The 21190-nt window shown below is 61.7% G+C and carries 19 protein-coding genes, 2 tRNA genes and 2 pseudogenes; 12 read left to right on the top strand and 11 right to left on the bottom strand.

Annotation, left to right across the window (positions count from 1 at the left end; all coding sequences use genetic code 11):
- Positions 1-168 (top strand): annotated as a pseudogene (locus tag C476_RS19240) (RNA-guided endonuclease TnpB family protein); the annotation flags it as partial.
- Between the two features lie 159 nt (positions 169-327).
- Entirely contained in the window at positions 328-2736 is a 2409-nt protein-coding gene (locus tag C476_RS00160; protein WP_008008630.1) for a methyl-accepting chemotaxis protein, read from the top strand.
- 195 nt (positions 2737-2931) lie between these two features.
- Here the strand turns inward: C476_RS00160 and C476_RS00165 are convergent, their stop codons facing one another.
- From C476_RS00165 to C476_RS00195, 7 genes are all read right to left on the bottom strand, one after another.
- On the bottom strand, positions 2932-3297 hold the full coding sequence (locus tag C476_RS00165) for a cupin domain-containing protein (protein ID WP_008008632.1): 366 nt from the start codon (positions 3295-3297) through the stop codon (positions 2932-2934).
- A gap of 327 nt (positions 3298-3624) precedes the next feature.
- Positions 3625-3819 carry a cold-shock protein gene (locus C476_RS00170; RefSeq protein WP_005554588.1) on the bottom strand — a complete coding sequence of 65 codons (195 nt, stop codon included), beginning with the start codon at positions 3817-3819 and terminating at the stop codon, positions 3625-3627.
- Positions 3820-4009: 190 nt separating this feature from the next.
- Positions 4010-4228: a hypothetical protein gene (locus tag C476_RS00175; protein WP_008008659.1), complete on the bottom strand. Its 219-nt coding sequence runs from the start codon at positions 4226-4228 to the stop codon at positions 4010-4012.
- A gap of 94 nt (positions 4229-4322) precedes the next feature.
- Positions 4323-5024, bottom strand: a complete 702-nt coding sequence (locus tag C476_RS00180) for a carbonic anhydrase (protein WP_008008661.1) — start codon at positions 5022-5024, stop codon at positions 4323-4325.
- A gap of 599 nt (positions 5025-5623) precedes the next feature.
- Positions 5624-6391, bottom strand: coding sequence for an ABC transporter permease (locus C476_RS00185; RefSeq protein ID WP_008008663.1), 768 nt, complete (start codon positions 6389-6391; stop codon positions 5624-5626).
- Between the two features lie 144 nt (positions 6392-6535).
- Complete coding sequence (locus C476_RS00190) at positions 6536-7555, bottom strand: ABC transporter ATP-binding protein (protein WP_008008664.1); 1020 nt, start codon at positions 7553-7555, stop codon at positions 6536-6538.
- Positions 7556-7667: 112 nt separating this feature from the next.
- Positions 7668-8843: a CBS domain-containing protein gene (locus tag C476_RS00195; RefSeq protein WP_008008665.1), complete on the bottom strand. Its 1176-nt coding sequence runs from the start codon at positions 8841-8843 to the stop codon at positions 7668-7670.
- Positions 8844-9071: 228 nt separating this feature from the next.
- Here C476_RS00195 and C476_RS00200 point away from each other — a divergent pair, with 228 nt between their 5' ends.
- The 3 genes from C476_RS00200 (at position 9072) to C476_RS00210 (ending at position 11460) form a co-directional block, all read left to right on the top strand.
- Complete coding sequence (locus tag C476_RS00200) at positions 9072-9338, top strand: helix-turn-helix domain-containing protein (RefSeq protein ID WP_241430453.1); 267 nt, start codon at positions 9072-9074, stop codon at positions 9336-9338.
- A gap of 245 nt (positions 9339-9583) precedes the next feature.
- Positions 9584-10114 carry a 50S ribosomal protein L16 gene (locus C476_RS00205; protein WP_008008667.1) on the top strand — a complete coding sequence of 177 codons (531 nt, stop codon included), beginning with the start codon at positions 9584-9586 and terminating at the stop codon, positions 10112-10114.
- 473 nt (positions 10115-10587) lie between these two features.
- Positions 10588-11460 (top strand): ATP-grasp domain-containing protein, encoded by an 873-nt coding sequence (locus C476_RS00210; protein ID WP_008008668.1) that lies wholly within the window; start codon positions 10588-10590, stop codon positions 11458-11460.
- 34 nt (positions 11461-11494) lie between these two features.
- On the opposite strand, the gene C476_RS00215 is transcribed toward C476_RS00210, so the two are convergent.
- Together C476_RS00215 and C476_RS00220 are read right to left on the bottom strand one after the other, a co-directional pair.
- Complete coding sequence (locus tag C476_RS00215) at positions 11495-11896, bottom strand: Hsp20/alpha crystallin family protein (protein ID WP_008008669.1); 402 nt, start codon at positions 11894-11896, stop codon at positions 11495-11497.
- An 80-nt stretch (positions 11897-11976) separates the two neighbouring features.
- Entirely contained in the window at positions 11977-12990 is a 1014-nt protein-coding gene (locus C476_RS00220; protein WP_008008670.1) for a type II glyceraldehyde-3-phosphate dehydrogenase, read from the bottom strand.
- Between the two features lie 260 nt (positions 12991-13250).
- Here C476_RS00220 and C476_RS00225 point away from each other — a divergent pair, with 260 nt between their 5' ends.
- The 4 genes and pseudogenes from C476_RS00225 (at position 13251) to C476_RS00235 (ending at position 16263) form a co-directional block, all read left to right on the top strand.
- Positions 13251-14204 (top strand): aminopeptidase, encoded by a 954-nt coding sequence (locus C476_RS00225; protein ID WP_008008671.1) that lies wholly within the window; start codon positions 13251-13253, stop codon positions 14202-14204.
- A gap of 8 nt (positions 14205-14212) precedes the next feature.
- Positions 14213-14428: pseudogene (locus C476_RS19250) on the top strand (hypothetical protein); the annotation flags it as partial.
- 130 nt (positions 14429-14558) lie between these two features.
- Positions 14559-15212 carry an HVO_0476 family zinc finger protein gene (locus tag C476_RS00230; RefSeq protein WP_008008673.1) on the top strand — a complete coding sequence of 218 codons (654 nt, stop codon included), beginning with the start codon at positions 14559-14561 and terminating at the stop codon, positions 15210-15212.
- A 280-nt stretch (positions 15213-15492) separates the two neighbouring features.
- The gene (locus C476_RS00235; protein ID WP_008008675.1) at positions 15493-16263 is read left to right on the top strand and encodes a protein-L-isoaspartate O-methyltransferase family protein; all 771 of its coding nucleotides are present in this window, start codon (positions 15493-15495) and stop codon (positions 16261-16263) included.
- A 294-nt stretch (positions 16264-16557) separates the two neighbouring features.
- On the opposite strand, the gene C476_RS00240 is transcribed toward C476_RS00235, so the two are convergent.
- Positions 16558-16630, bottom strand: a tRNA-Asp gene (locus C476_RS00240).
- A 528-nt stretch (positions 16631-17158) separates the two neighbouring features.
- Positions 17159-17231: transfer RNA gene (locus C476_RS00245), tRNA-Asp, on the bottom strand.
- Positions 17232-17545: 314 nt separating this feature from the next.
- On the opposite strand from C476_RS00245, the gene C476_RS00250 reads away from it, so the two are divergent.
- The 3 genes from C476_RS00250 to rpoB are packed head-to-tail and all read left to right on the top strand — an operon-like array spanning position 17546 to position 21187.
- A complete protein-coding gene (locus tag C476_RS00250) occupies positions 17546-17773 on the top strand; it encodes a DNA-directed RNA polymerase subunit H (RefSeq protein ID WP_008008677.1) in 228 nt (75 codons plus the stop codon).
- Entirely contained in the window at positions 17774-19354 is a 1581-nt protein-coding gene (locus C476_RS00255) for a DNA-directed RNA polymerase subunit B'' (RefSeq protein WP_049911512.1), read from the top strand. It begins immediately after the preceding gene.
- A 3-nt stretch (positions 19355-19357) separates the two neighbouring features.
- Positions 19358-21187 carry a DNA-directed RNA polymerase subunit B gene (rpoB, locus tag C476_RS00260; protein ID WP_008008684.1) on the top strand — a complete coding sequence of 610 codons (1830 nt, stop codon included), beginning with the start codon at positions 19358-19360 and terminating at the stop codon, positions 21185-21187.
- Positions 21188-21190: the final 3 nt, after the last annotated feature.

A 21190-nucleotide genomic window follows, 5' to 3' on the forward strand; every position in this document is an offset into this window, starting at 1 on the left:
GCAGCAGCGAACATCGCTGGTCGCGTTGACCCGTGGGGAGAGAGCGTTCCTTGGAAACCGGAACGCGATGACTCGCCACGGGATGGGAGCCGTTGTGACACGGCCACAGGACACCGCACGCCGAGTCGGCAACCCCGACAGACGACGCTTGCGCTCTTTGAGTCCTGAAATCTCCCTCGACGCGAGGCTTCCCTTGTAGGAAGCCCCGTCCTTTAGGACGGGCGAGGATGTCACNCGCTTGCGCTCTTTGAGTCCTGAAATCTCCCTCGACGCGAGGCTTCCCTTGTAGGAAGCCCCGTCCTTTAGGACGGGCGAGGATGTCACCATATGGGTTTGAATCCGTGGGAGCACATCCCGATCGTTCGCCGCCGCTATGCGCTTCGTTTTCTCGCTGCACTCGCGGTTATCCTCCTCATCATGGGTGCGTTCGGCGGCACGATCTATGCACAGACTGGTGACGAACTCGAGTCGGATGTCGAGTCACAACTCGTCACCAGCGCCGAAACGGATGCCGACCGAATCGACATCTGGTTTCGATCGACCGAGCGCTATCTGAGCTCGCTGCCCCGCTCGTCGGCGTTTCGCAGCGATGACCGGGTGGCGATCAGCGACTCGTTACACCGGATGAACGATCGCACCGCGTTCGAAGGCGCGTACTACGTCGATGCCGAGACGGGTGCCATCCACGCGAACGCAGGCACGAACACGGTCATCACTGACGACGGTCGCGTCACCGAGGCGGTCGACGCCCAGCTTTCGACCGTGCTGAAAGACGACTCCCAGGTCGTCTTCTCCGAGGCGTTCGAAACCGAGGCTGGCCGGCCGGCGGTGCTCGCCGTCAGCGGCGTCCCCGGCGAGTCAGACCACGTCGTCGTCGGGCTCGTCGACCTCGAGTCGCTGTCCCGGTACATGATCGGGGCCGACGACCACGACGACGTGGTCGTCGTCGACCGCTCGGGGACGATCGTCCTCGCCGAGGAACGATCGCTGCTGTTGCAAGACGACGTACTCGAGCCCGAAACCGTCGCGAACGGCACGGGGACGACGTCGATCGACGCCGGGTCAGCAGACAGCGAGACCGTCGTCGGCTACGCCCCACTCGAGCACGACGGGTGGACGCTGACGACCCGCGTCCCAGCGGCCGATGCCTACGCGCTCCAGTCGACGATCTCCAGCTGGCTCCTCGCGATGCTCGCGGTTACATTCGGGGGCATGCTCGTACTCGGTGCGACGGTCGGCCGGAACACGGCTCGCTCGCTGCGCGATCTCTCGGAACGGGCCGCGGCCATCGAGGATGGGAACCTCGACGACCCGCTCGAGTCGACCCGCTCGGACGAACTCGGCGAGTTGCATCGGTCGATCGATCAGATGCGCCAGTCGCTGCGCGATCGGCTCGAGGAGGCCGAGGCCGCCCGGGCCGAGGCCGAACGGGAACGCTCGGAATCCGAGCGCTTCTCCCGGAAACTCGAGCAAACGGCCGACGAGTACGGGACGACGATGCGTGCCTGTGCCGACGGCGACCTGACGCGACGCCTCGATCTCGACGCCGACAGCGAGGCGATGGCGACGGTCGCGGCGGCGTTCAACGACATGATGGACGATCTCGAGGCAACGGTGGCCGCGACGCGGGCCTTCTCCGACGCGGTCGACGAGGCCGCCGACTCGACGGCCAACGGCGTCGTGGAGGTCCAGTCGGCCTCCGAACAGGTGACGAGCTCGGTCCAGCAGATCGCCGACGGTGCCGAGCGCCAGAGCGACCACCTCGCGACGATCAGCGACGAGGTCGACGAACTCTCGACGACCACCCAGCAGATCGCGGCGACCTCCTCGCAGGTCGCGACGCTGGCCGAGCAGACCGCGACGACGAGTGCCGACGCCCGCGAGTCGGCCCGGCGGGCGATCGCCGGTATGAACGCCATCGAGGAGGAGGCCAGCGACGCCGTCGCGGAAGTCGCCCGCCTCGAGGAGGAGATCGCGGCGATCGACGACCTCCTCGAGTTCATTGCCGACGTTACCCAGGAGACGAACATGCTCGCGCTCAACGCCAGCATCGAGGCCGCCCGCTCGAGTTCGGACGACGCCCAGTTTACCGCGGTTGCAGACCAGGTCAAGTCCCTCGCCGCGGACACCCAGGAGGCCGCAACCGATATCGAAGCGCGCCTTGAGCAGGTCAGCGAGCAGACCGCCCAGGTCGCAGCCGTCGTCCGACAGACCGACGAGCGGATCGCCGACCACCGCAGCGCAGTCGAGACGACGGTCGCCTCGCTGGAGGAGATTTCGGCGTTCGCCGAAGAGACCAACGAGGGCGTCCAGGAGATTTCGGCGGCGACCCAACAGCAGGCCGGCGCGACCCAGGGGATCGTGACGATGACCGACGACGTCACGGCGATCAGCGAGGAGACCAGCGCCGAAGCGGAGACGGTTGCCGCGGCTGCCGAAGAACAGACCTCCTCGCTCGTCGAGGTCTCACACACCGCCACGTCGCTGTCCGAGCAGGCACGGGAACTATCCGACGCGCTGTCGGCGTTCGAGGTCGACGCCGAACTAGCTGGTCCCGACGCGATCGAGTCGGAAACGATGGCTCCGAACGCCGAACTCCCGGCCGCTGACGACTACGTGGTCGACTCGACCGTCTCGGACGATGCGTCGCCCGACGTCGATGGAGACACAGTTGCTGCCGATGAGGACGAACCGACATCTCCGTCTCGAGAATTCGACTGGACGACTCCACAATAGCCGCGTCGAAGCGTCGTTCGTCTCTCGGCTCCGATTTCGAGCGCAGTCATCGGCTGCGGAGATTGCATGCCTTCTCGACTCTCGTCTTACTGATCGCCGGCTAGTGGGATACGTCCAGTATGTGCCTGCACGAACCCGGAAGCGACGGAGATTCCCGTCGTCGGCAGCAGGGCTGGCGACTGTAGACGAGCAGCGTTACTCGAGCAACTGGATCTCGTCATCGCCGTTCGGAACCGCACAGATGAACGCGCCTGGCTCGTCGCCGTCGTTGCGGTACCAGTGGACCGTGCCCGCCGGAATGAGCAACGAGTCGCCGGCTTCGACCTCGTAGGTTTCGTCACCGATACCTACCGTGTACGCGCCCGCGAGGACGTACTGTTCGTGTTCGACCTCGTTGGTGTGCTTCGGGACCTCCCCGCCGGCCTCGAGGACGAACCGCCGGATCGCGAAGTGGGGCGCGCCGTGGTCGTCGTTGAGCAGGACGCCTTTCTCGAGGCCGTCGGCGGCATCGACCGGGTCGTATTCGATCTCGTCGCTCCGTCGCAGGACTGGCTCGGTCATACCTCGAGTCGGTGCCGGAGCCACAAAATTCTCCGGGATCGGCCGCTGGCTGCGCTCTCGCTACAGCAGACGTCGCAGCCTTGCAAAGAGATACCACAGGCCGCCAATGATGCCACACAAGAAGACGAGGTTGAACAACAGAACGGCGTATTCAGTGGGGCCCACCGTCGTCAGGATCGTCAGAGACGACCTGTCGCTGGACTCACCAAGTATCGTGTCGATATTCTAACCGCTAGGTACTCTCGTGGTGTATCGTGAGTATCGACAACGCTGTCGCTCAGGGGTGTAAAATACTGCAGTCAAGAGTCGATACTGTACGAATCCGCCTTACAGGCGCTCGACGTTCGTCGCGCGCGGGCCCTTGGGGGCCTGCTCGATGTCGAACTCGAGTTCCTGACCTTCTTCCAGGTCCGGGCCGCCGATGTCTTCCATGTGGAAGAAAACGTCGTCGTCCGCGTCCTCAGTCTCGATGAATCCGTAGCCGCCAGTGTCGTTGAAGAAATCAACGGTTCCTTTCGCCATTGCTTCTAAAGAGAACGGCCGGGTACTGATAAACCCTCCGAATCGGATCATATTTCGAAATTAGTTGTTACAGTCCCTCTTGGCCGTATTTCGACGATTTTCGACCGTTGATACGGACTGCTGTCGGTCAGTGCCGGTGCACCCGCGACCGTCCTGCGGGCCCACCGGGACATCGGTATAGCAGCCTGTCTCAGACGTTCTCGCCGTCTTCGAGTCGCTGGACCGAGACCGAGATAAAATACACCAGCATAAACACGAAAAACCCGCCCGCGAGCCCAACGAGTTCGACAGTGCCCACGCCGTCGGGGTCGATAATGGCAACCGCCGCCATCCCCAACACGAATACTGCGATGACGAAGATACCGACGCCGTAGTAGAAGCCGAGATCGGATTCGAGATACTGTCGCATGTGGTGTCGTTTCGACGCGATCAGCAAAACGGTACCGACGCTCGGTTCAGGGGAGACGCCGAAGTGTGGTGTCGTCGCCCGCTGTGATGCCTGCTTACGCGAGCAGCCGACGAACCGCGTCGGCGTACTCGTCGGGGATCTGCTCGGCGATCACGTCCGTCTCGGTCTCGCCGTCGTAGTTGACGAGATACGTGCGGCCGCCGTCGTCGCCGTAGATTCCCTGGAAGTCGTAGACGAAACCGTAGACGGCGATGTCGTCGGGGACGTCCGCGGCCTCGCGAAGGAACTGGACCTGTGTGTCGACGTTGTACTCGACGAGTTGGTTGATGACCGTCTCGTCGTCAGCGTCGGTGTCGACCTGCCCGCTCTCGATGGCCTCCTCGACGACCGGCACGAGCAGGTCGACCCATTTGTCGACCCCCTGCGGGCCGGGCATGTCGCTACCGGTCGCAACGTTGTAGGCGGCGGTGACGGCCCCACAGCCGGTGTGGCCGACAACGGCTGCGACCTCGGTGCCGGCGTGTGCGATCGGGTACAGCAGCCCGCCGTTGACGATCTGGTCGCCGTCGACTTCGTCCCAGACCTGGTTGCCGATGTTACTGGGTGTAAAGACTGTCCCGGGCTCGTTAGCGTCCCACATATCGACCTGCGGGACACGTGAGTCCGAGCAGCAAATCGAGACGACGTCAGGCTGTTGTCCGTCCTGTACGTCGGCGAAGTGGTCGTCGGCGAGACCGGCAACGTGGCGCTGGTTCCCGGCAAGCAAGTCTTCGAGGACGTCTTGATCCGTGCCCATATGAGACACAGGCGCAATGGTCATCAAAACGGTTACGTTCCATTCCGCCCCAACTGTCAACCCTTCAATCTGTAGACAGTCTTGAACAGATCGATGTCGATCCCCACGACGACAGTGAGCGCGGCGAGCGACACCAACGGGATGATCCTCTCATACGGTCTGCTGTAACGATGTACCGGTGCAACCGCAGTGCGGGTCGCGGGTGCACCGGAAATGACTGACAGTAGTCCGTATCATAGCTCGCTGGTACGATCCGAACCAGATCCAAGTCGTCGAGGAAGCCATCTCGGACGCTGTCGACGATCAACACCAGGGGGGTAACAGTGAACCCTGCTGCCAGCACCCCAGCAGCGTCTCGAGGCAGTAAAACATCGCGCCGAAGCAGACCAGCGGGCGGCTAATGAACTGGTTCATGACGGTTAGATCGTCGAAGTCCAGTGCGACCAGCCCACCGATGATCCCGAAGCTGGCGACCAGCGCCGTAATGACGATCAGCGTGACAAGCAGGTAGAGTGGGTGCTCGACGGAGATCGCCGTGAATAGTGGGAAATTTAGAGAGGGTGTTGTCTACGTATCATGCTCGCAGCGTAGACGACTTGCTAATCAGTGATTCCAACCCCTCGCTTGAATAATAACAGATTGATGAAAAGAACGACTACAGTCGCAGCTGTAAGCACGACGAGAGACGTATTCGGGTTTATCTCACTCATTCCCAGCATTCCGTATCGGACCCCATTGACCATGTAGACCATTGGGTTGAGCAGTGAGGCGGTGTAGGCCAGCCCGTCGAGCTGGTCTAATGAATAGAACACTCCTCCAAAGAACACCAGCGGTCGGAGCAGGAACTGGTTCATGACCGTCAGATGGTCAAAGTCTTCTGCGAACAGCCCACCGATAACTCCAAGCCCGGCAAAGAGGGTCGTCGTTACGACACCGAAACTAACCAGGTAGAGCGGGTGAGCGAACGGAATTGACGTAAAGAGAAAGCCAACACCGATGATCAGGCCACCAATGATGAAGCCGCGAAGTGCGCTTGCTAGCACGTATCCGGCAACCGTATAACTGTGTGACAGGGGAGATGTTATGACTTCGTGGATGTACTCGTTCCACCTCCCGTGGAAAATACTGAACGACGCGTTCTCGAAGGCATTCGATATGGCACCCAGTACGACCAGCCCGGGCAAAACGAACTGGATATAGGTCACATCACTGATCGTCCCGATTCTACTTCCGAGGATCACCCCAAAGACGGAGAAATAGAGCACGTTTGTTATCAATGGGGGGAGGAACGTGTTGTACGGACGTCTAACGAATCGGAGTACTTCGCGTCTGATTAGCGACTGTAGCTGTCTACTGGCAACGCTCATGCTTGATCACCTTTGAAGAAATCTTGAATGTTCTGTTTTTCTTATATACTCGTTCCAGCGACCGTGACAGATCGAGAACGCAGCGTTCTCGAGGTCGTTCGAACACCTCGCGTCGGAAAGGCACGCGGAAGCCGACCGCGGACATCAGGCGACTCCCTCCTGTTCTCGCTTCGGCGGGGTGTCCGTCTCGCTCGTTTCGGACTCGTCACCGTCGCTCGCGCTCTCGGCCGTCGAGCGGGTCACGGAGCGGTCCTCGCGCTCGGTCAGGTCGACGAAGATCTCCTCGAGCGAGGTCCGGGTGATCTCGAGGTCGGCGATCTCGTAGCCTCGCGCTTCGAGGTCGTTGAGCAAGCGCGGGGCGATCGAGCCGCCGTCGTCGACACGGACCTCGAGTCGATCCCCGGAGAGCGTCGTCTCGTGTGCGTAGGGGCCGAGTTCGGGTGCGCTGGCTGGCGTGGACTCGAGGCCGACGGCGATCGTGTCGGTTCCGCGTCCTTTCAGTTCGTCCGGGGTCGCGACGGTCACTTTCCGACCCTCGTTCATGATTGCGACGCGGTCACAGAGGCGTTCGGCCTCCTCGATGTAGTGGGTGGTCAGCAGGATCGTCGTCCCCTCCTCGTTGAGTTCGGTCACGAGCTCCCAGAGGTCGTGGCGAAGCTGGACGTCGACGCCGGCGGTCGGCTCGTCTAGAATCAGCAGATCGGGGTCGGTAACGAGGGCTCGAGCGAGCAACAGGCGTCGTTTCATCCCGCCGGAGAGCCAGTCGAAGCGCTCGTTTCGCTTGTCGTAGATCCCGACGCGTTTGAGCACTTCGTCGGCCCGGTCGGCGGCCTCGTCCGCGGGAACGCCGTGATAGCCGGCTTTGTGCTCCAAGACTTCGCGGATCGGGAAAAACCGGTCGACGTTGAACTCCTGTGGAGCAACCCCGATCGCGTCGCGGGCTTGCTGGTAATCGTCTTCGACGTCGTAGCCGAAAACGCGTGCCTCGCCGCCGGTCTTGCGAACCAGTCCGACCAGCGTGTTGATAAAGGTCGTTTTCCCTGCACCGTTCGGACCGAGCAGGCCGAAGAACTCGCCTTCCTCGACGGTCAGCGACAGTTCCTGGAGGGCGCGTAGCTCTCCGTACTCTTTAACGAGATCGACGGTCTCGATGGCCGGTGGCATCGATACAGGGTCAGCCCTGGTTACGGTTAAACCGTTTGTTCGCAGCGTTCCCCACTGTAACGGTGTGTTTCAGCCCCTCACGATCGGTGGCGAATCGGTTCGCCCGACGGTCTCAGTTCGCCGTTCGCGGCCGACCGGAGAAGGCGGATGCACCGCTTTGCTGAGCAATATCGAGCGCGGTCATCACGTCGGTTCGCGAGATCAGCCCAACGAGATCGTCGTCTTCGACGACGAGCAGGCGGCCGATATCGTGTTTCTGCATCCGCTCGATTGCCGTCATCGCGTCCGAATCTGGCGTGATCGTCTCCAGGTCCGTCGTCATCACGTCCTCGACGGTGTATGCATCGCGCTCGACCGGCTCGACTGCACGGGCGTCGCTCAGGGTCACGAGACCGACGAGGCGCTCGCCATCGAACGCATCGTTCTCGACGACCGGGTACCCCGTATGGCGCTCGGTGAACATTCGCTGGATTAACTCCGCGACAGTCGTCTCGGGATCGACTGTGTGGAGGTCACTCACCGGCGTCATGATATCGCTGACGGTGATGTCCTGAAAAGCGGCTTTCATCGTCACCTGCTGGGCCTCGCTCGAGGCGGCGATGAACACGAAGAAGGCGACGCCGATGAGGATGATGTTGAACGAGAGGAGACCGAACAGGCCCATGGCGATGGCAAACAGCTTGCCGATGCTGGCGGCTTGCTGGGTTGCCCGCGCGTATGGTTGATTGCGGGCCAGCAGCGCTCGCAGCACTCGGCCGCCATCCATCGGGAACGCGGGCAGCATGTTGAAGATCGCGAGTGCGACGTTGAGGATAGCCAGATACCCCAAGACGAATCGCGCACCGCTGAGACTTGCAGGGATCACGGAGAAGAGTGCGTAGGAGCCGATACCGAGCAGGACGCTGACGATCGGGCCAGCGATGGCGATGGTGAGTTCCTGTCGCCAGTTCTCGGGCATTTCCGAGAAGGCGGCGATGCCACCGAACAGCCAGAGCGTGATCGAGTCGATCGGAAATCCGAACCGCTGGGCGGTCAACGAGTGTCCGAGTTCGTGGAGGATGACGCCGATGAATAGGCCGACCGCCGCAGTCAGCCCGAGGATCCATGGCATCAAGCCGCCGCTAATCGCACCGATATTGATTCCTGCGGTGAGCCCGTCGTTGAGCAATCCCGCGACCTCTTCGATCTGTGACCCGATGAGGTACGCGAACAGCGGGAGCACTAGCAGGAACGTCAGATCTAGCTTGATCGGAATGCCGAACAAGGATCCGATCCGGAAGCTTCTCATACAATCCCCTTGCGGCGGCGAACCCTTAAACACGCCGTCGAACCGACAGCACAGCCGCTATCTGCAGCGCGGTGCTCGCATGATCAGATTCACTCGAGTCGAATTGAACCACTCACTATGACACAACCATCCATGATACTAGTGACCACGAACCTTTGATGAGTATAATCCTCCTAGTATCTACTAACCACTATATACTCTCTACCCCATAGACTTATACGGGAGTTCATGGATTCTGTTGGTACGATGATGGAACTGACCCACGACACCGCTCACCCGGCTGGCCTCCCGTCCGAACTCGACTCCGCGCAGGCGAAACTCGTCTACTTCTATCTCGAGGCATCCGAAGGTGCGACCGCGACCGACCTCCACCAGTCGCTGGGGCTGCCGAAACTGGCGATTCTGAGCGTCCTCAACTCGCTTGCGAGTCAGGGACTCGTCGAACAGACCGATGCCACCTACGTCGCGACCGACTCGACCCGTCGGAACAACTGAGACTACCGGCCAAACCGGTTCATACGCCGCTTGCAGGGAGAGATGCGATCCGGTGGTCGGTAGTTTCATCGCTTCGTTCTCTCGCTGGCTGCTGACCTGCCCAGCGACATGGTTCGCGGGGTCGCCGGCATTCAGGAGGGACGCGACAGCGGACCTGATTTGCGGACAGTCTCGGAACGGCCGACGCGGCGCTTCGAAGCCTTTATCCGCGCGGTGGGCTTCCGTTTTCACAAGTAACCACAACCATGTCAGACAAGCCTGCCTCCATGTACCGGGAGATCAGTAAGCCGGCCTATACGCGCCGCGAATACATCACTGGCATCCCGGGCTCGAAGATCGCACAGCACAAGATGGGCGACACCTCGGCGGACGCCGAAGACTACCCCGTCCAGATCAGCCTCATCACCGAAGAAGAGGTCCAGATCCGCCACGGGAGCCTCGAGGCGTCGCGCCTCTCCGCGAACCGTCATATGCTCAAGAACGCTGGCGAGGGCAACTACACGATGATCCTGCGCAAGTTCCCCCACCACGTCATTCGGGAGAACAAGCAGGCGACGGGTGCGGGTGCAGACCGTGTTTCCGACGGGATGCGTCAGGCATTCGGGAAGATCGTCGGCACCGCCGCCCGCATCGACGCCGGCGAGCGCATCTTCACGATCTGGTGTGACGTCGACGACGCTGACTTCGCCAAGGACGCGCTTCGGCGTGCCTACAACAAGATCTCGCCGCCGTGCCGTGTCGTCGTCGAGAAGGGCGAAGAGAAGCTGATCGCGTAAAACCACCTTTTACACTGTCGTTCGGAAGACGCAACGCGTCTTCCGTGACTGAGCGGATCTGAGATCCGCGATGTCCGCGAAACCTTCGGTTTCGCTTGATGACGAAACGCCTTCGGCGTTTCGGACCACGTTCGTTTCACGTCGGCAGCAGCGTTGCTGCTGCACGACGCGCTGTCACTCGGTAAAAGCTGGACCAAAAGCACTCCTCTCTCCGCTCTCTCGCTCCTGAGCGTCGCTCGTTCACATCGGTCGTCGGCCCGCTCGCTCACTGATTCACGGCCGTCGGCCGTTCGTCTTTGCGCGGCGCGTAGCGCCGCGCCTTCGGTCGCTCGCGGTGAGTTTCGGTGAGCGGCCTGCCCTCCCCCGGGTTGTGCGTCTCTCGCAGTGCTCGAGTCGCACTCCCGGCCACCGCAGCTCGAGTTCGAGAGTCTCGTCTCGAGCACCTTTTTGCCGATCTACTCCCGAATATGCCTATGATCGATCTCGCGGTCGCCAACGACCAGGAGACGTTCCGGCGGATGCGGGAGCCACTGGCCGAGCGAGATATAGATGTTCACCACGTGCCCGTGCGCGAGCGTACGGTCGCGCTCGGCGACCCGCCGTGGGACCCCGACGACTACGACGTCGGCTTCGTCTATCCCGGCCGACTCATGGAAGGGGGGGTTGCTGACGCGTTGCTCGAGATTCCGTGGCTCAACGACCACGAGGCCGTGTTGACCTCGCGGAACAAAGCCGAGGTGTTGGCCCGGCTCGAGCGAGTCGGGCTCCCGGTTCCTGACTCCGTCTACGTCTCGAACGACGTCTCGGAGACCGAACTGATCGAGGTCTTCGAGCGCTTCGAGCCGCCGGTCGTGGTCAAGCCGAACTCGACGACACGAGGCGTCGGCGTCGCGAAGGCCCACGACCTCGATTCGTTTCTGGGGATCTGTGACTACCTCTCGCTGGTCCACGACTATCGGGCGACTGGCGACCGGTCGTTTCTGGTTCAGGAGTATCTGCCCGCGGCGACCGACTATCGCGTGATGGTCCTCGAGGGCGAGTACGTCGGCGCGGTCGAGCGCCAGCTATCCGATGTGGCAGTGAGCGATGGCCAGTGGAAGCACAACGTCCATCGCGGGGCGACGGCGACCGGTGTTGACCTCCCCGAGGCGTGGCGCGAGCTCGCCGAATCAGTTGCTGACGAACTCGCGATTCCGTTTCTGGGGGTCGATCTGCTCGAGACAGGCGATCGGTTGGTGGTCAACGAGACGAACGCCCGGCCGACGATCGACGAGAAAACGAAGTACGACGCGGGGTTTTACGACCGGCTGGCGGCTGCGATTCGCAGCGTTGCTAATCGAGCGTGAAATCGAAATCAAAACTGCGACCGCGACGGCTCGGTTACTCGAGGCTGATATCCGAGGAACTCTCCGCGCGATCGAAGACGACCTCGAGGACGCCGTTGTTGTAGGTCGCGGCGGCGGTGTGTTCGTTGACGCGGGTCGGCAGGGAGACGCGTTCGTCGTACTGGCGGTGTTCGCTTTCGGCGGAGATGGTCAGGGTCTTGCCGTCACACTCGAGGTCGATGTTGTCCTTTTCGACGCCTGGCAGGTCGGCGACGACGCGGATTTCTTCGTCGGTCTCGTGGATGTCGACGTGAGTGTCCATGCCGAAGCCGCTGTCAGGGTCTCGCGCGGAGTCGAAATCCATGTTGGCGTTCGTGCTGTTCATCATTTCGTTCATCATTCGTTCGATCTCGCGAAACAGGTCGTCGAAGGGTTCGTCGCGGTCGTCTCGGCGCATGGGGATGCCTAGGGTATCGGATGGCAAAAACTTTCTGTCGTTACTATAACTCTGTCCGTTGATTCGAGAGCAAACGGCGTCTATAGTCCGATGCCGAGCGTCTCGTTGGTCCGCTCGATGCTCTCTTCGGCGTCGGCGCTGCCGGTGACGGCACGGATCGCGTCGACGTTCTCGGGGACGACGTCGCTTTCCTGGTGGATTCCCTGGAAGAGATACAGGTCGTTCCCGACGGTCGAGATCGACTCCTCCCAGATGCAGTTCTCCCAGAGGTCGCCGCGGGGTCGACCCGCGTCGAGGGCATACTCCTTGAGTTTCCCGCTGCCGTCGATATTCATCCGCTCGGGGATCAGGAACAGCCGCGACTCGTCGGCGAACAGCTCGCGGACGTCGTCGGCGTCGACTTCCTCCTCGAGCGTGACATTGAGGCTGTGCATGTGCATCTGCGTCGCGGGTACCTTCATCCCGAGCGTGTCGATATCGAGGTCGGGGAAGATGGTCTCGACGTCGGGACCGTGGTGAGAGGGGATCGTAACCGGGTTCGGCAGGATGTCGTTGATCGGGCCGCGGTCGGTCTGGCCGGGGTCGCCGCCACGCCGGACCAGCGTCGCACGGACCTTTTCGACGCCGTAAGCCTCTCGCAGCGGCGAGATGACCCGCGAGAGCCCGGTCGTGTTACAGGAGACGACGCGGACGTGATCGGCGTCGGCGGCGTCGGCGAAGTTCGAGCGTGCGTTGAAACTCACGTCGACGAGGTCAGCGTCCTCGCCACCCTGATAGAGCGCCGGGGTGTCGTATTCCTCGTACAGTTCCTTGTTCTGGGCCCCGATCCCCGACGGCGTGGCGTCGACGACGACGTCGGCCTCGTCGACGAGGTCCTCGACTGGCCCTGCGATCTCGAGCCCAGCCTCATCGAACAGGTGTTCGCGCTCCTCGACGGCTGCATAGAGCGGGAATCCCTTGTCGATCGCTGTTTCGGCCTCGAAGTTCGGACGCGTCTTCGCGACGCCGAGTACCTCCATGTCGGGTTGTTCGCGGACGGCGTCCGCGACGCGTTTGCCGATCGTACCGTAGCCGTTGATGGCGACCTGTAGCATATACCCGGGAGTGGACCACCGAGCGGGATAATCGTTTCGAGGACTCGCGGTCGATTCTTACTCGAATCGAAGTTCTCAATCGCTCTCGAGCCCGATCTCGGGAGCCGTTCACACTGCTCGAGACGCCGCGAGCGCGATTGAGATGGACTCCTGTCAGTCCATTCTGGTGGGACTGCGACCGCTCTGTGGTCCCTCCGGAACATGGCAGAGCAGACCGTATGAGGGCAAGACATATCGGCCCGCTCGCCACACACGCACGTATGACAGCACTTCGAACCGCGGCGGAGACGGCCGTCCGCCAGTGTCTGGGTCTCGAGGCGGGAGAGTCGTGTGCCATCATCACCGACGACGAACGGGTTCCGATCGGGGAAGCGCTCTACGACGTTGCGAGCGAGGTCATCGACGATGCCGTGATCGTCCGCTATCCGCCGGGTGAAACCCACGGTAGCGAACCGCCCGAACCGGTGGCAGCGGCGATGGCCGGCGCTGACGTCGTGCTCGCGCCGACGACAAAGAGCCTGAGCCACACCCGCGCTCGAACCGATGCCAACGAGGCCGGGGCGCGGGTCGCGACGCTGCCCGGCATCACGGAGGACGTCTTCACGACCGGGCTGGACGCCGATTACGACTCGATCGCTGCCCACTGCGAGGCGGTCCGCGAGCAGGTTGCCGACGCCGACGAGATCCGTGTCACGACCGACGCCGGCACCGACATCACCTTCGGCGTCGGTGACCGCGAGTGGCTCGCCGACACCGGGATCGTCCACGAACCCGGTGAGATGTCGAACCTGCCGGCCGGCGAGGTGTTCATCAGCCCCACGACCGCGGATGGCACGTTCGTCGTCGACGGGACGATGCGACCACACGGGTTGCTCGAGGACGGCCACCGGCTCACCTTCGAGGTCGAGGACGGCCTCGTCACCCACATCTCGGACGACGAGATCCGCGAGACGGTCGGGAACGCGGCAGACGAGGTCGGCGACGCCGCCTACAACCTCGCGGAGCTGGGCATCGGGACCAACGTCGCCGTCACGGAACTCGTCGGTTCAGTCCTGTTAGACGAGAAAGCCGGCGGCACGGTTCATATCGCGATCGGCGACGATGCGGGCATCGGCGGCGACACGGACGCGCCGATCCACCTCGACGGCATCATTCGCGAGCCGACCGTTCTCGCGGATGGCGAGCCCATCGACCTGCCGGTTGCAGCCGACTGATACGATCGGCCTCGCAAGTCGTCTCGTTCGGTAAGTGGATTCCACACGAGTACGAAATCACGGATCGAAACGGCGCTCACATCGGGACCATCGACGGCAAACTCCGCTCACTGCGGGACCGCTACGAGATTACTATCGACGACGCCAGTTCCGTCCCGAAAGAGTCCGTCGTGGCTGCTGCGATGGTCATCGACGCGATTCAGGACAACTATAGTAGCCACTGAAAGTCAATGCACACTCGATCGCACGACGGCTGTGCGATCGGTGTGTAAATCGTTTCAGTTGTTACTATAGTGACACGGCGACGACGACGGCTTCAATCGCCTTTTCAGTGCGTAGCCTCTATGACGGGCTATGAGCGATATACCGGATCGGGTTCCGACCCCCTGTCCTTCCTGCTCGCCGGACCTCGAGACGGTCCACGAGGTACTCACGACGGGCGGCGGCACCCTGACCGTTCGTTGCAGCGAGTGTGGTCACGTCCACAAGATCCAACCCGACACCGAACGCGAGGTCACCCTCGACGTGGTCGTCTCCCAGGGTGGCGAGTCGTTCACCGCGAACGTCACCGCCCCCGAAGACGAGACCGTCGAAGTCGGCGACGAGTTCATTCTCGAAACCGAGGAAGTGCTCTCGACCGTTCGCGTCACGAGCGTTGAACTCGACGGCCAGAAGCGGGTCGACGAGGCACCTGCTGACGAGATCGAGACCGTCTGGACGCGCGAGGTCGACAACGTGGCGGTCAACGTCACCGTCCACCCACAGGACGGCTCGCGCGACGACAGCCGGAGTATTACGGTCCACGTCCCCGGCGATTACGAGTTCGAGGTCGGCACGGTCGAGACCTTCGGCGACGACGAGTTCGAGATCGACGCCTTCGTCGTCCGCGACGACGCGTCGGGCTACCGGCGGGACCGCTTCGAGGAGCCAGGCGATACCGCCTTCGCGAAGGATATCAAGCGCGTCTACGCCTACGACGAGCAAAGCAGCGCCTGGTCGGCCTGGTAAGACCAGCCCGACGTGAGGGCCCACGAGCCCCTGAACGCTCTATTCACGGTTGGGACACGACGGTTCTCGAGCAGCTCTTTGATCCCGTTTCGTCTTCGACAGTGACGAGATCCTCTACGAGCGGGGTACCAAGCCTGTTATGCCGCACGTCGATGCGATGAACCGGCTGGGGAGCTCACGTGAGCGAATCGACCACAGTATGATCGATTCGTTGAGATGTATGCGATCACCGAGGCCGCACAAGCGCGCCATTGATTACTGCCGATCCGATAGCTAGCCCATGGACCTCGCGGTACTGCGAGAGGACATGGTCGACGGCCTCGAGGCCGCGCCAAAGAACGTTCTCACGGACGAAACCGTCTCCGTCGCGATGCGTGACGTTTCTCGCCACGCCTTTCTCGACGATGAACAGACGGCCTACGCGGACCGCGAGCACGAAGCGCTTGGGACCCGTGTTCTCTCGCCCAGCACGGCCGCTCGCTTGCTGCAGGCGCTGGCACTCGAGGACGACGAGACGGTGTTGATCGTCGGCGTCGGCGTCGGCTATACGGCCGCCGTCGCAGCCGAAATCGTCGGCGAGACCAACGTCCACGCCGTTGATATCTCCCGCCCGCTGGTCGCCGAAGCGCGCCGAAACCTTGCGGCGGCCGGCTACGATGGCGTTCTCGTCGACTGCCGCGACGGCGCAAACGGCCTTCCCGAGTACGCGCCGTTCGACCGAATTCTCCTCGAGGCGGCCGTCGTCGACCCGCCACGTGCGCTCCGCGAGCAACTCGCCGAGGACGGGCAGCTGGTCTTCCCGCGTGGCACGCAGCGACAGCGACTTGCGGTCATCTCGGCCGCTGGTGAGCTCGAGCAACTCGATCCCATCACTCTCGAGCCGCTGCTCGTCGAGGGTGAGCAGTCGGGGGCAGTCGAGCGAAACCGGATGGCCCGCGAGGACCGCGAACGAGCGCAGCGACGCGCCGAATCACGTCGCGGCTGGGAACAAGACTGGATCGAGTGGGACGAGACACTCGGGACGCAGTCACAGCGACCTCGAACTCGATAGCACGGCTGTTCGCTCAGGCCGGCAACTCTCCTGTATCACGCATCGTTCGAGTGCGAGAGTGACAACTGAGCCTCAAAAGCGAGTCAAAAGGGGGTGAGAACGGGGATAGCAACAGTCTGTCTCTGATCGCCGGCTGTCGATATAGACTGGTCGGATTAAATATGACTTCTAATCACATATCTCGTTAGACTATCCACTAACTGAATCGAAGAACCGCTCGAGGCAGGATTTCTCGACGTCAGGATACTCGCGACACAGCAAGCTGGCTACTCGCGATGTTGAATTTCGAGAAAGCGCCCGAGGCGGGATTTGAACCCGCGTCACAACCGTGACAGGGTTGTATGATAGGCCACTACACCACCCGGGCTTGCAATGCTTTCTTTCCCGGTGATAGTATTAAGGGTTGTGTTCTCGACTCGCTCTTCTGCTCTGTTAACATAACGTCAGGCCTCGCCTCGAGTTCGACCGCTGACCATTGTTCAATTATGCTGAGAGTATACACGCCACAATATCCACCAGAAATTACTGGTAACGGAACACAACTGCGATGGGCACTCCAGTCTGCTCACAAACGAGCTCGTTTCCTTTCCTCTCCCTCGAACGATTGCCACTCCGGATACTGCTCGAGTATGACTGTTTGGCAGACAACAAACCCAGTTGCTCAGGAGTTTGAATTTCTCGAAGCCAGGATACTCGCAACACAGCAAGCTGACTGCTCGTGACGTTGAATTTTGAGAAAGCGCCCGAGGCGGGATTTGAACCAGAGCCAGACGTGCTCGCTCACTCCGTTCGCTGTGCGCGACTGGCAGGATTCAAATCCAGATTCGCCGTTCTTCGATTTCGGATGGTTGCGACACAGCAAAGCTGGTCGCTCATGGAATAGAAATCGAAGAAGCGCCCGAGGCGGGATTTGAACCCGCGTCACGACCGTGACAGGGTCGTATGATGGGCCACTACACCACCCGGGCTTGCAATGCTTTCTTTCCCGGTGATAGTATTAAGGCTTTTCAATCGGATGCCGTATGGTACGGCCCGCCGCGCCACGATTTCGGCCACTCCGACACACATTCATGTCATAAACTCACACGACCCATAAGGAATATAACTGAGAACCGGATACATTCGAGTGTGATCGACGATTCCGGTCTGGTTCGTCTGGCCGGGTAGCCCTGCTTGTGCCTCGAGTTAGTAACGGTTAAATGCCTCCCACCGCTACTTGCCTGTAGTATCTCGTGACAGCCGCTTCTCTCCAGATAGCCGACACGCACACGCACACCCACACATGGTAGACGTAAGCCAACACGAACTGGTTCCGGAGCACACCGTCCTCGAGGAGGACACACTCGAGGAGGTGCTCTCCGAATACAACATCGATCGTACAGACTTACCGAAGATCAAGCGCAACGACCCTGCCCTTCCGGACGAGGCCGAGGTCGGCGACGTGATCAAAATCGTCCGAGACTCACGAACAACCGATCAGGCAGTGGTATACCGACTTGTGGTAGAATAAATGGCAATGGAACTAGATCGCGACGAACGTCGAGAGATCTCGCGCGAATACTTCTCGAAGGAACGGATCGCCGAACACCACTATCGCTCGTTTAACGCCTTCCTCAACCGAGGCATGCAGGAGGTCGTCGACGAGAAGGCGACGATCGACACGGACATCGGCGACAAGGAAGGCGAAGAGCCGGTCCACGTCGAACTGGGCGACGTCCGCGTCGTTACCCCCCGCGTTCGCGAGGCCGACGGCTCCGAGGAGTTGCTCTATCCCCAGGAGGCTCGCCTTCGCAACATCACCTACTCCGCGCCGGTGTTCATGGAGATGTCCATCGTCAAAGGCGAGGAGGGCGACCAGCGGGTCGTCGACTCGACGGAGACGAAGATCGGTCGGATGCCGATCATGGTCGGCTCCGAGAAGTGTAACATCGCCGGCTTCTCCGACGAGGAACTCATCGAGATCGGCGAGGACCCCGCAGACCCCGGCGGTTACTTCATCGTTAACGGCTCCGAGCGAGTGCTCATGACCAGCGAGGACCTCGCTCCGAACAAGATCCTTGCCGAGTACGACACCAAGTACGGCGACGAGATTCAGGTCGCCAAGACGTTCTCGCAGCGCCGTGGCTACCGCGCGCTGGTCCTGTGTGAGCGGACGCGTGACGGCCTGCTCGAGGTCTCGTTCCCCTCGGTGTCGGGTTCGATTAACTTCGTGACGCTCGTGCGTGCGCTTGGTCTCGAGTCGGACGAGGAGATCGTCCACAAGGTCTCGAACGACCCCGAGGTCGTCAAGTACATGCTCGAGAATCTGGAGGAAGCAACGGTCCAGAGCGAGGAGGAAGCCATCGAAGCGCTCGGGAAACGGGTCGCCTCCGGGCAGGGCAAAAACTACCAGCTCAAGCGGGCCAACTACGTCATCGACCGGTATCTCCTGCCACATCTCCACGAGGACGGTGTCGAGGAAGAGGACGTCCGGATCAACAAGGCCCATTACCTCTGTCGGATGGCCGAAGCCTGTTTCGAGCTCGCACTCGGACGGCGCGAATCCGACGACAAGGACCATTACGCGAACAAGCGCCTGAAGGTCTCCGGCGACCTGATGAAAGACCTGTTCCGGACCGCGCTGAACAAGCTGGCACGGGACGTGAAATACCAGCTCGAGCGCGCGAACATGCGTAACCGACAGCTCTCGGTGAACACGGTCGTTCGCTCGGACGTGCTGACCGAGCGACTCGAGCACCCGATCGCGACGGGGAACTGGGTTGGCGGCCGCTCCGGCGTCTCCCAGCTCGTCGACCGAACTGACTTCATGGGCGTGCTCTCTCACCTCCGACGGCTGCGCAGCCCGCTGTCGCGCTCGCAGCCCCACTTCGAGGCGCGGGACTTACACGCGACCCAGTGGGGTCGCATCGGCCCCTCCGAAACGCCGGAGGGACCCAACTGTGGGCTGGTGAAGAACTTCGCCCAGTCGATGGAACTCTCTCAGAACGTCGAGGACGAACAGGAGCTCAAACGCGAACTGGCATCGATGGGGGTCGAGGGTATTCCCGGCCTCGAGGGAATCGAACGGACGACTGCAGCAGGGGACGATTAAATCATGAGCAGCCAACAACGAGAGGCGAAAGTCTACGTCAACGGGTCGCTGGTGGGGACCCACCCAGATCCACACGAACTAGCCGAACAGATCCGCGAAGCGCGACGTATCGGCGATGTCTCCGAGATGGTCAACGTCTCGGTCAAAGAGCGCACTCGCGAAGTAATCGTTAACGCCGACGCCGGCCGCGCACGCCGGCCGCTTCTGGTCGTCGAGGACGGCGAACCCCGCATCTCCGAACAGGAGATCGAGGCGCTCAAAGACGGTGACCTCGAGTTCGAGGACCTCGTCGATCACGGCTATATCGAGTTCATCGACGCCGAGGAAGAAGAGGACATCCTCGTGGCTGTCGACGAGGACGATCTCACCGAGAAACACACCCACCTCGAGATCGACCCGTCGCTGATCTTCTCGATCGGTGCGGGGATGATTCCGTATCCCGAACACAACGCCAGTCCCCGCATTACGATGGGGGCAGGGATGATCAAGCAGTCGCTCGGGCTGCCCAGCGCGAACTACCGGATTCGCCCGGACACGCGCCAGCACTTGCTGCACTACCCGCAGCTCTCGATGGTCAAGACCCAGACCACCGAGCAGATCGGCTACGACGAGCGGCCGGCTGCACAGAACTTCGTCGTCGCCGTGATGAGCTACGAAGGGTTCAACATCGAGGACGCGCTGGTCATGAACAAAGCCAGCGTCGAACGCGCGCTCGCACGCTCGCACTTCTTCCGCACCTATGAAGGCGAGGAACGCCGCTACCCTGGTGGCCAGGAAGACCGCTTCGAGATTCCGAGCCAGGACGTCCGCGGTGCCCGTGGCGAGGAAGCCTACGCCCATCTTGACGAGGACGGCCTCGTCAACCCCGAGACGAAAGTCGACGAGAACTCCGTGCTGCTCGGGAAGACCTCGCCGCCGCGATTCTTAGAGGAGCCCGACGACATGGGCGGGCTTTCGCCACAGAAACGGCGTGAGACCTCCGTCACCATGCGCTCCGGTGAATCGGGCATCGTCGACACCGTCACGCTCATGGAGGGCGAGGACGGCTCGAAGCTCTCGAAGGTCTCTGTCCGCGACGAGCGGATCCCCGAACTCGGGGACAAGTTCGCGTCGCGACACGGCCAGAAGGGGGTCGTCGGCCACCTCGCACCCCAGGAGGACATGCCGTTTACCGAGGAGGGCGTGGTGCCGGACCTCGTGCTCAACCCCCACGCGCTGCCGTCGCGGATGACCGTCGGTCACATTCTCGAGATGATCGGCGGCAAGCTCGGCGCGATGGAGGGCCGGCGCGTCGACGGGACGCCGTTCCTCGGCGAGGACAAAGACGAGCTTCGTGAGGGACTCGAGGACGCCGGCTTCGATTCGGCTGGCAAGGAGACCATGTACTCCGGCGTTACCGGCGAGAAGATCGAGGCTGAGATCTTCGTCGGCGTTATTTTCTACCAGAAGCTCTACCACATGGTCTCGAACAAACTGCACGCCCGCTCGCGCGGGCCGGTGCAGGTGCTGACTCGCCAGCCGACGGAAGGTCGTGCCCGCGAGGGTGGCCTCCGAATCGGGGAGATGGAACGCGACGTGTTCATCGGCCACGGGGCGGCCATGACGCTGAAGGAACGACTCTTAGACGAGTCCGACCGCGAGTTCATCCACATCTGTGCGAACTGTGGCATGAGCGCGGTCGAAAACGTCGAACAACGGCGTGTCTACTGTCCGAACTGCGACGAGGAGACCGATATCCACGAGATCGAGATGAGCTACGCGTTCAAGCTCCTCTTAGACGAGATGAAAGCGCTGGGTATCGCACCGCGACTCGAACTGGAGGACGCCGTCTAAACC

It is taken from the genome of Natrinema limicola JCM 13563 (assembly GCF_000337475.1).
Lineage (GTDB): Archaea > Halobacteriota > Halobacteria > Halobacteriales > Natrialbaceae > Natrinema > Natrinema limicola.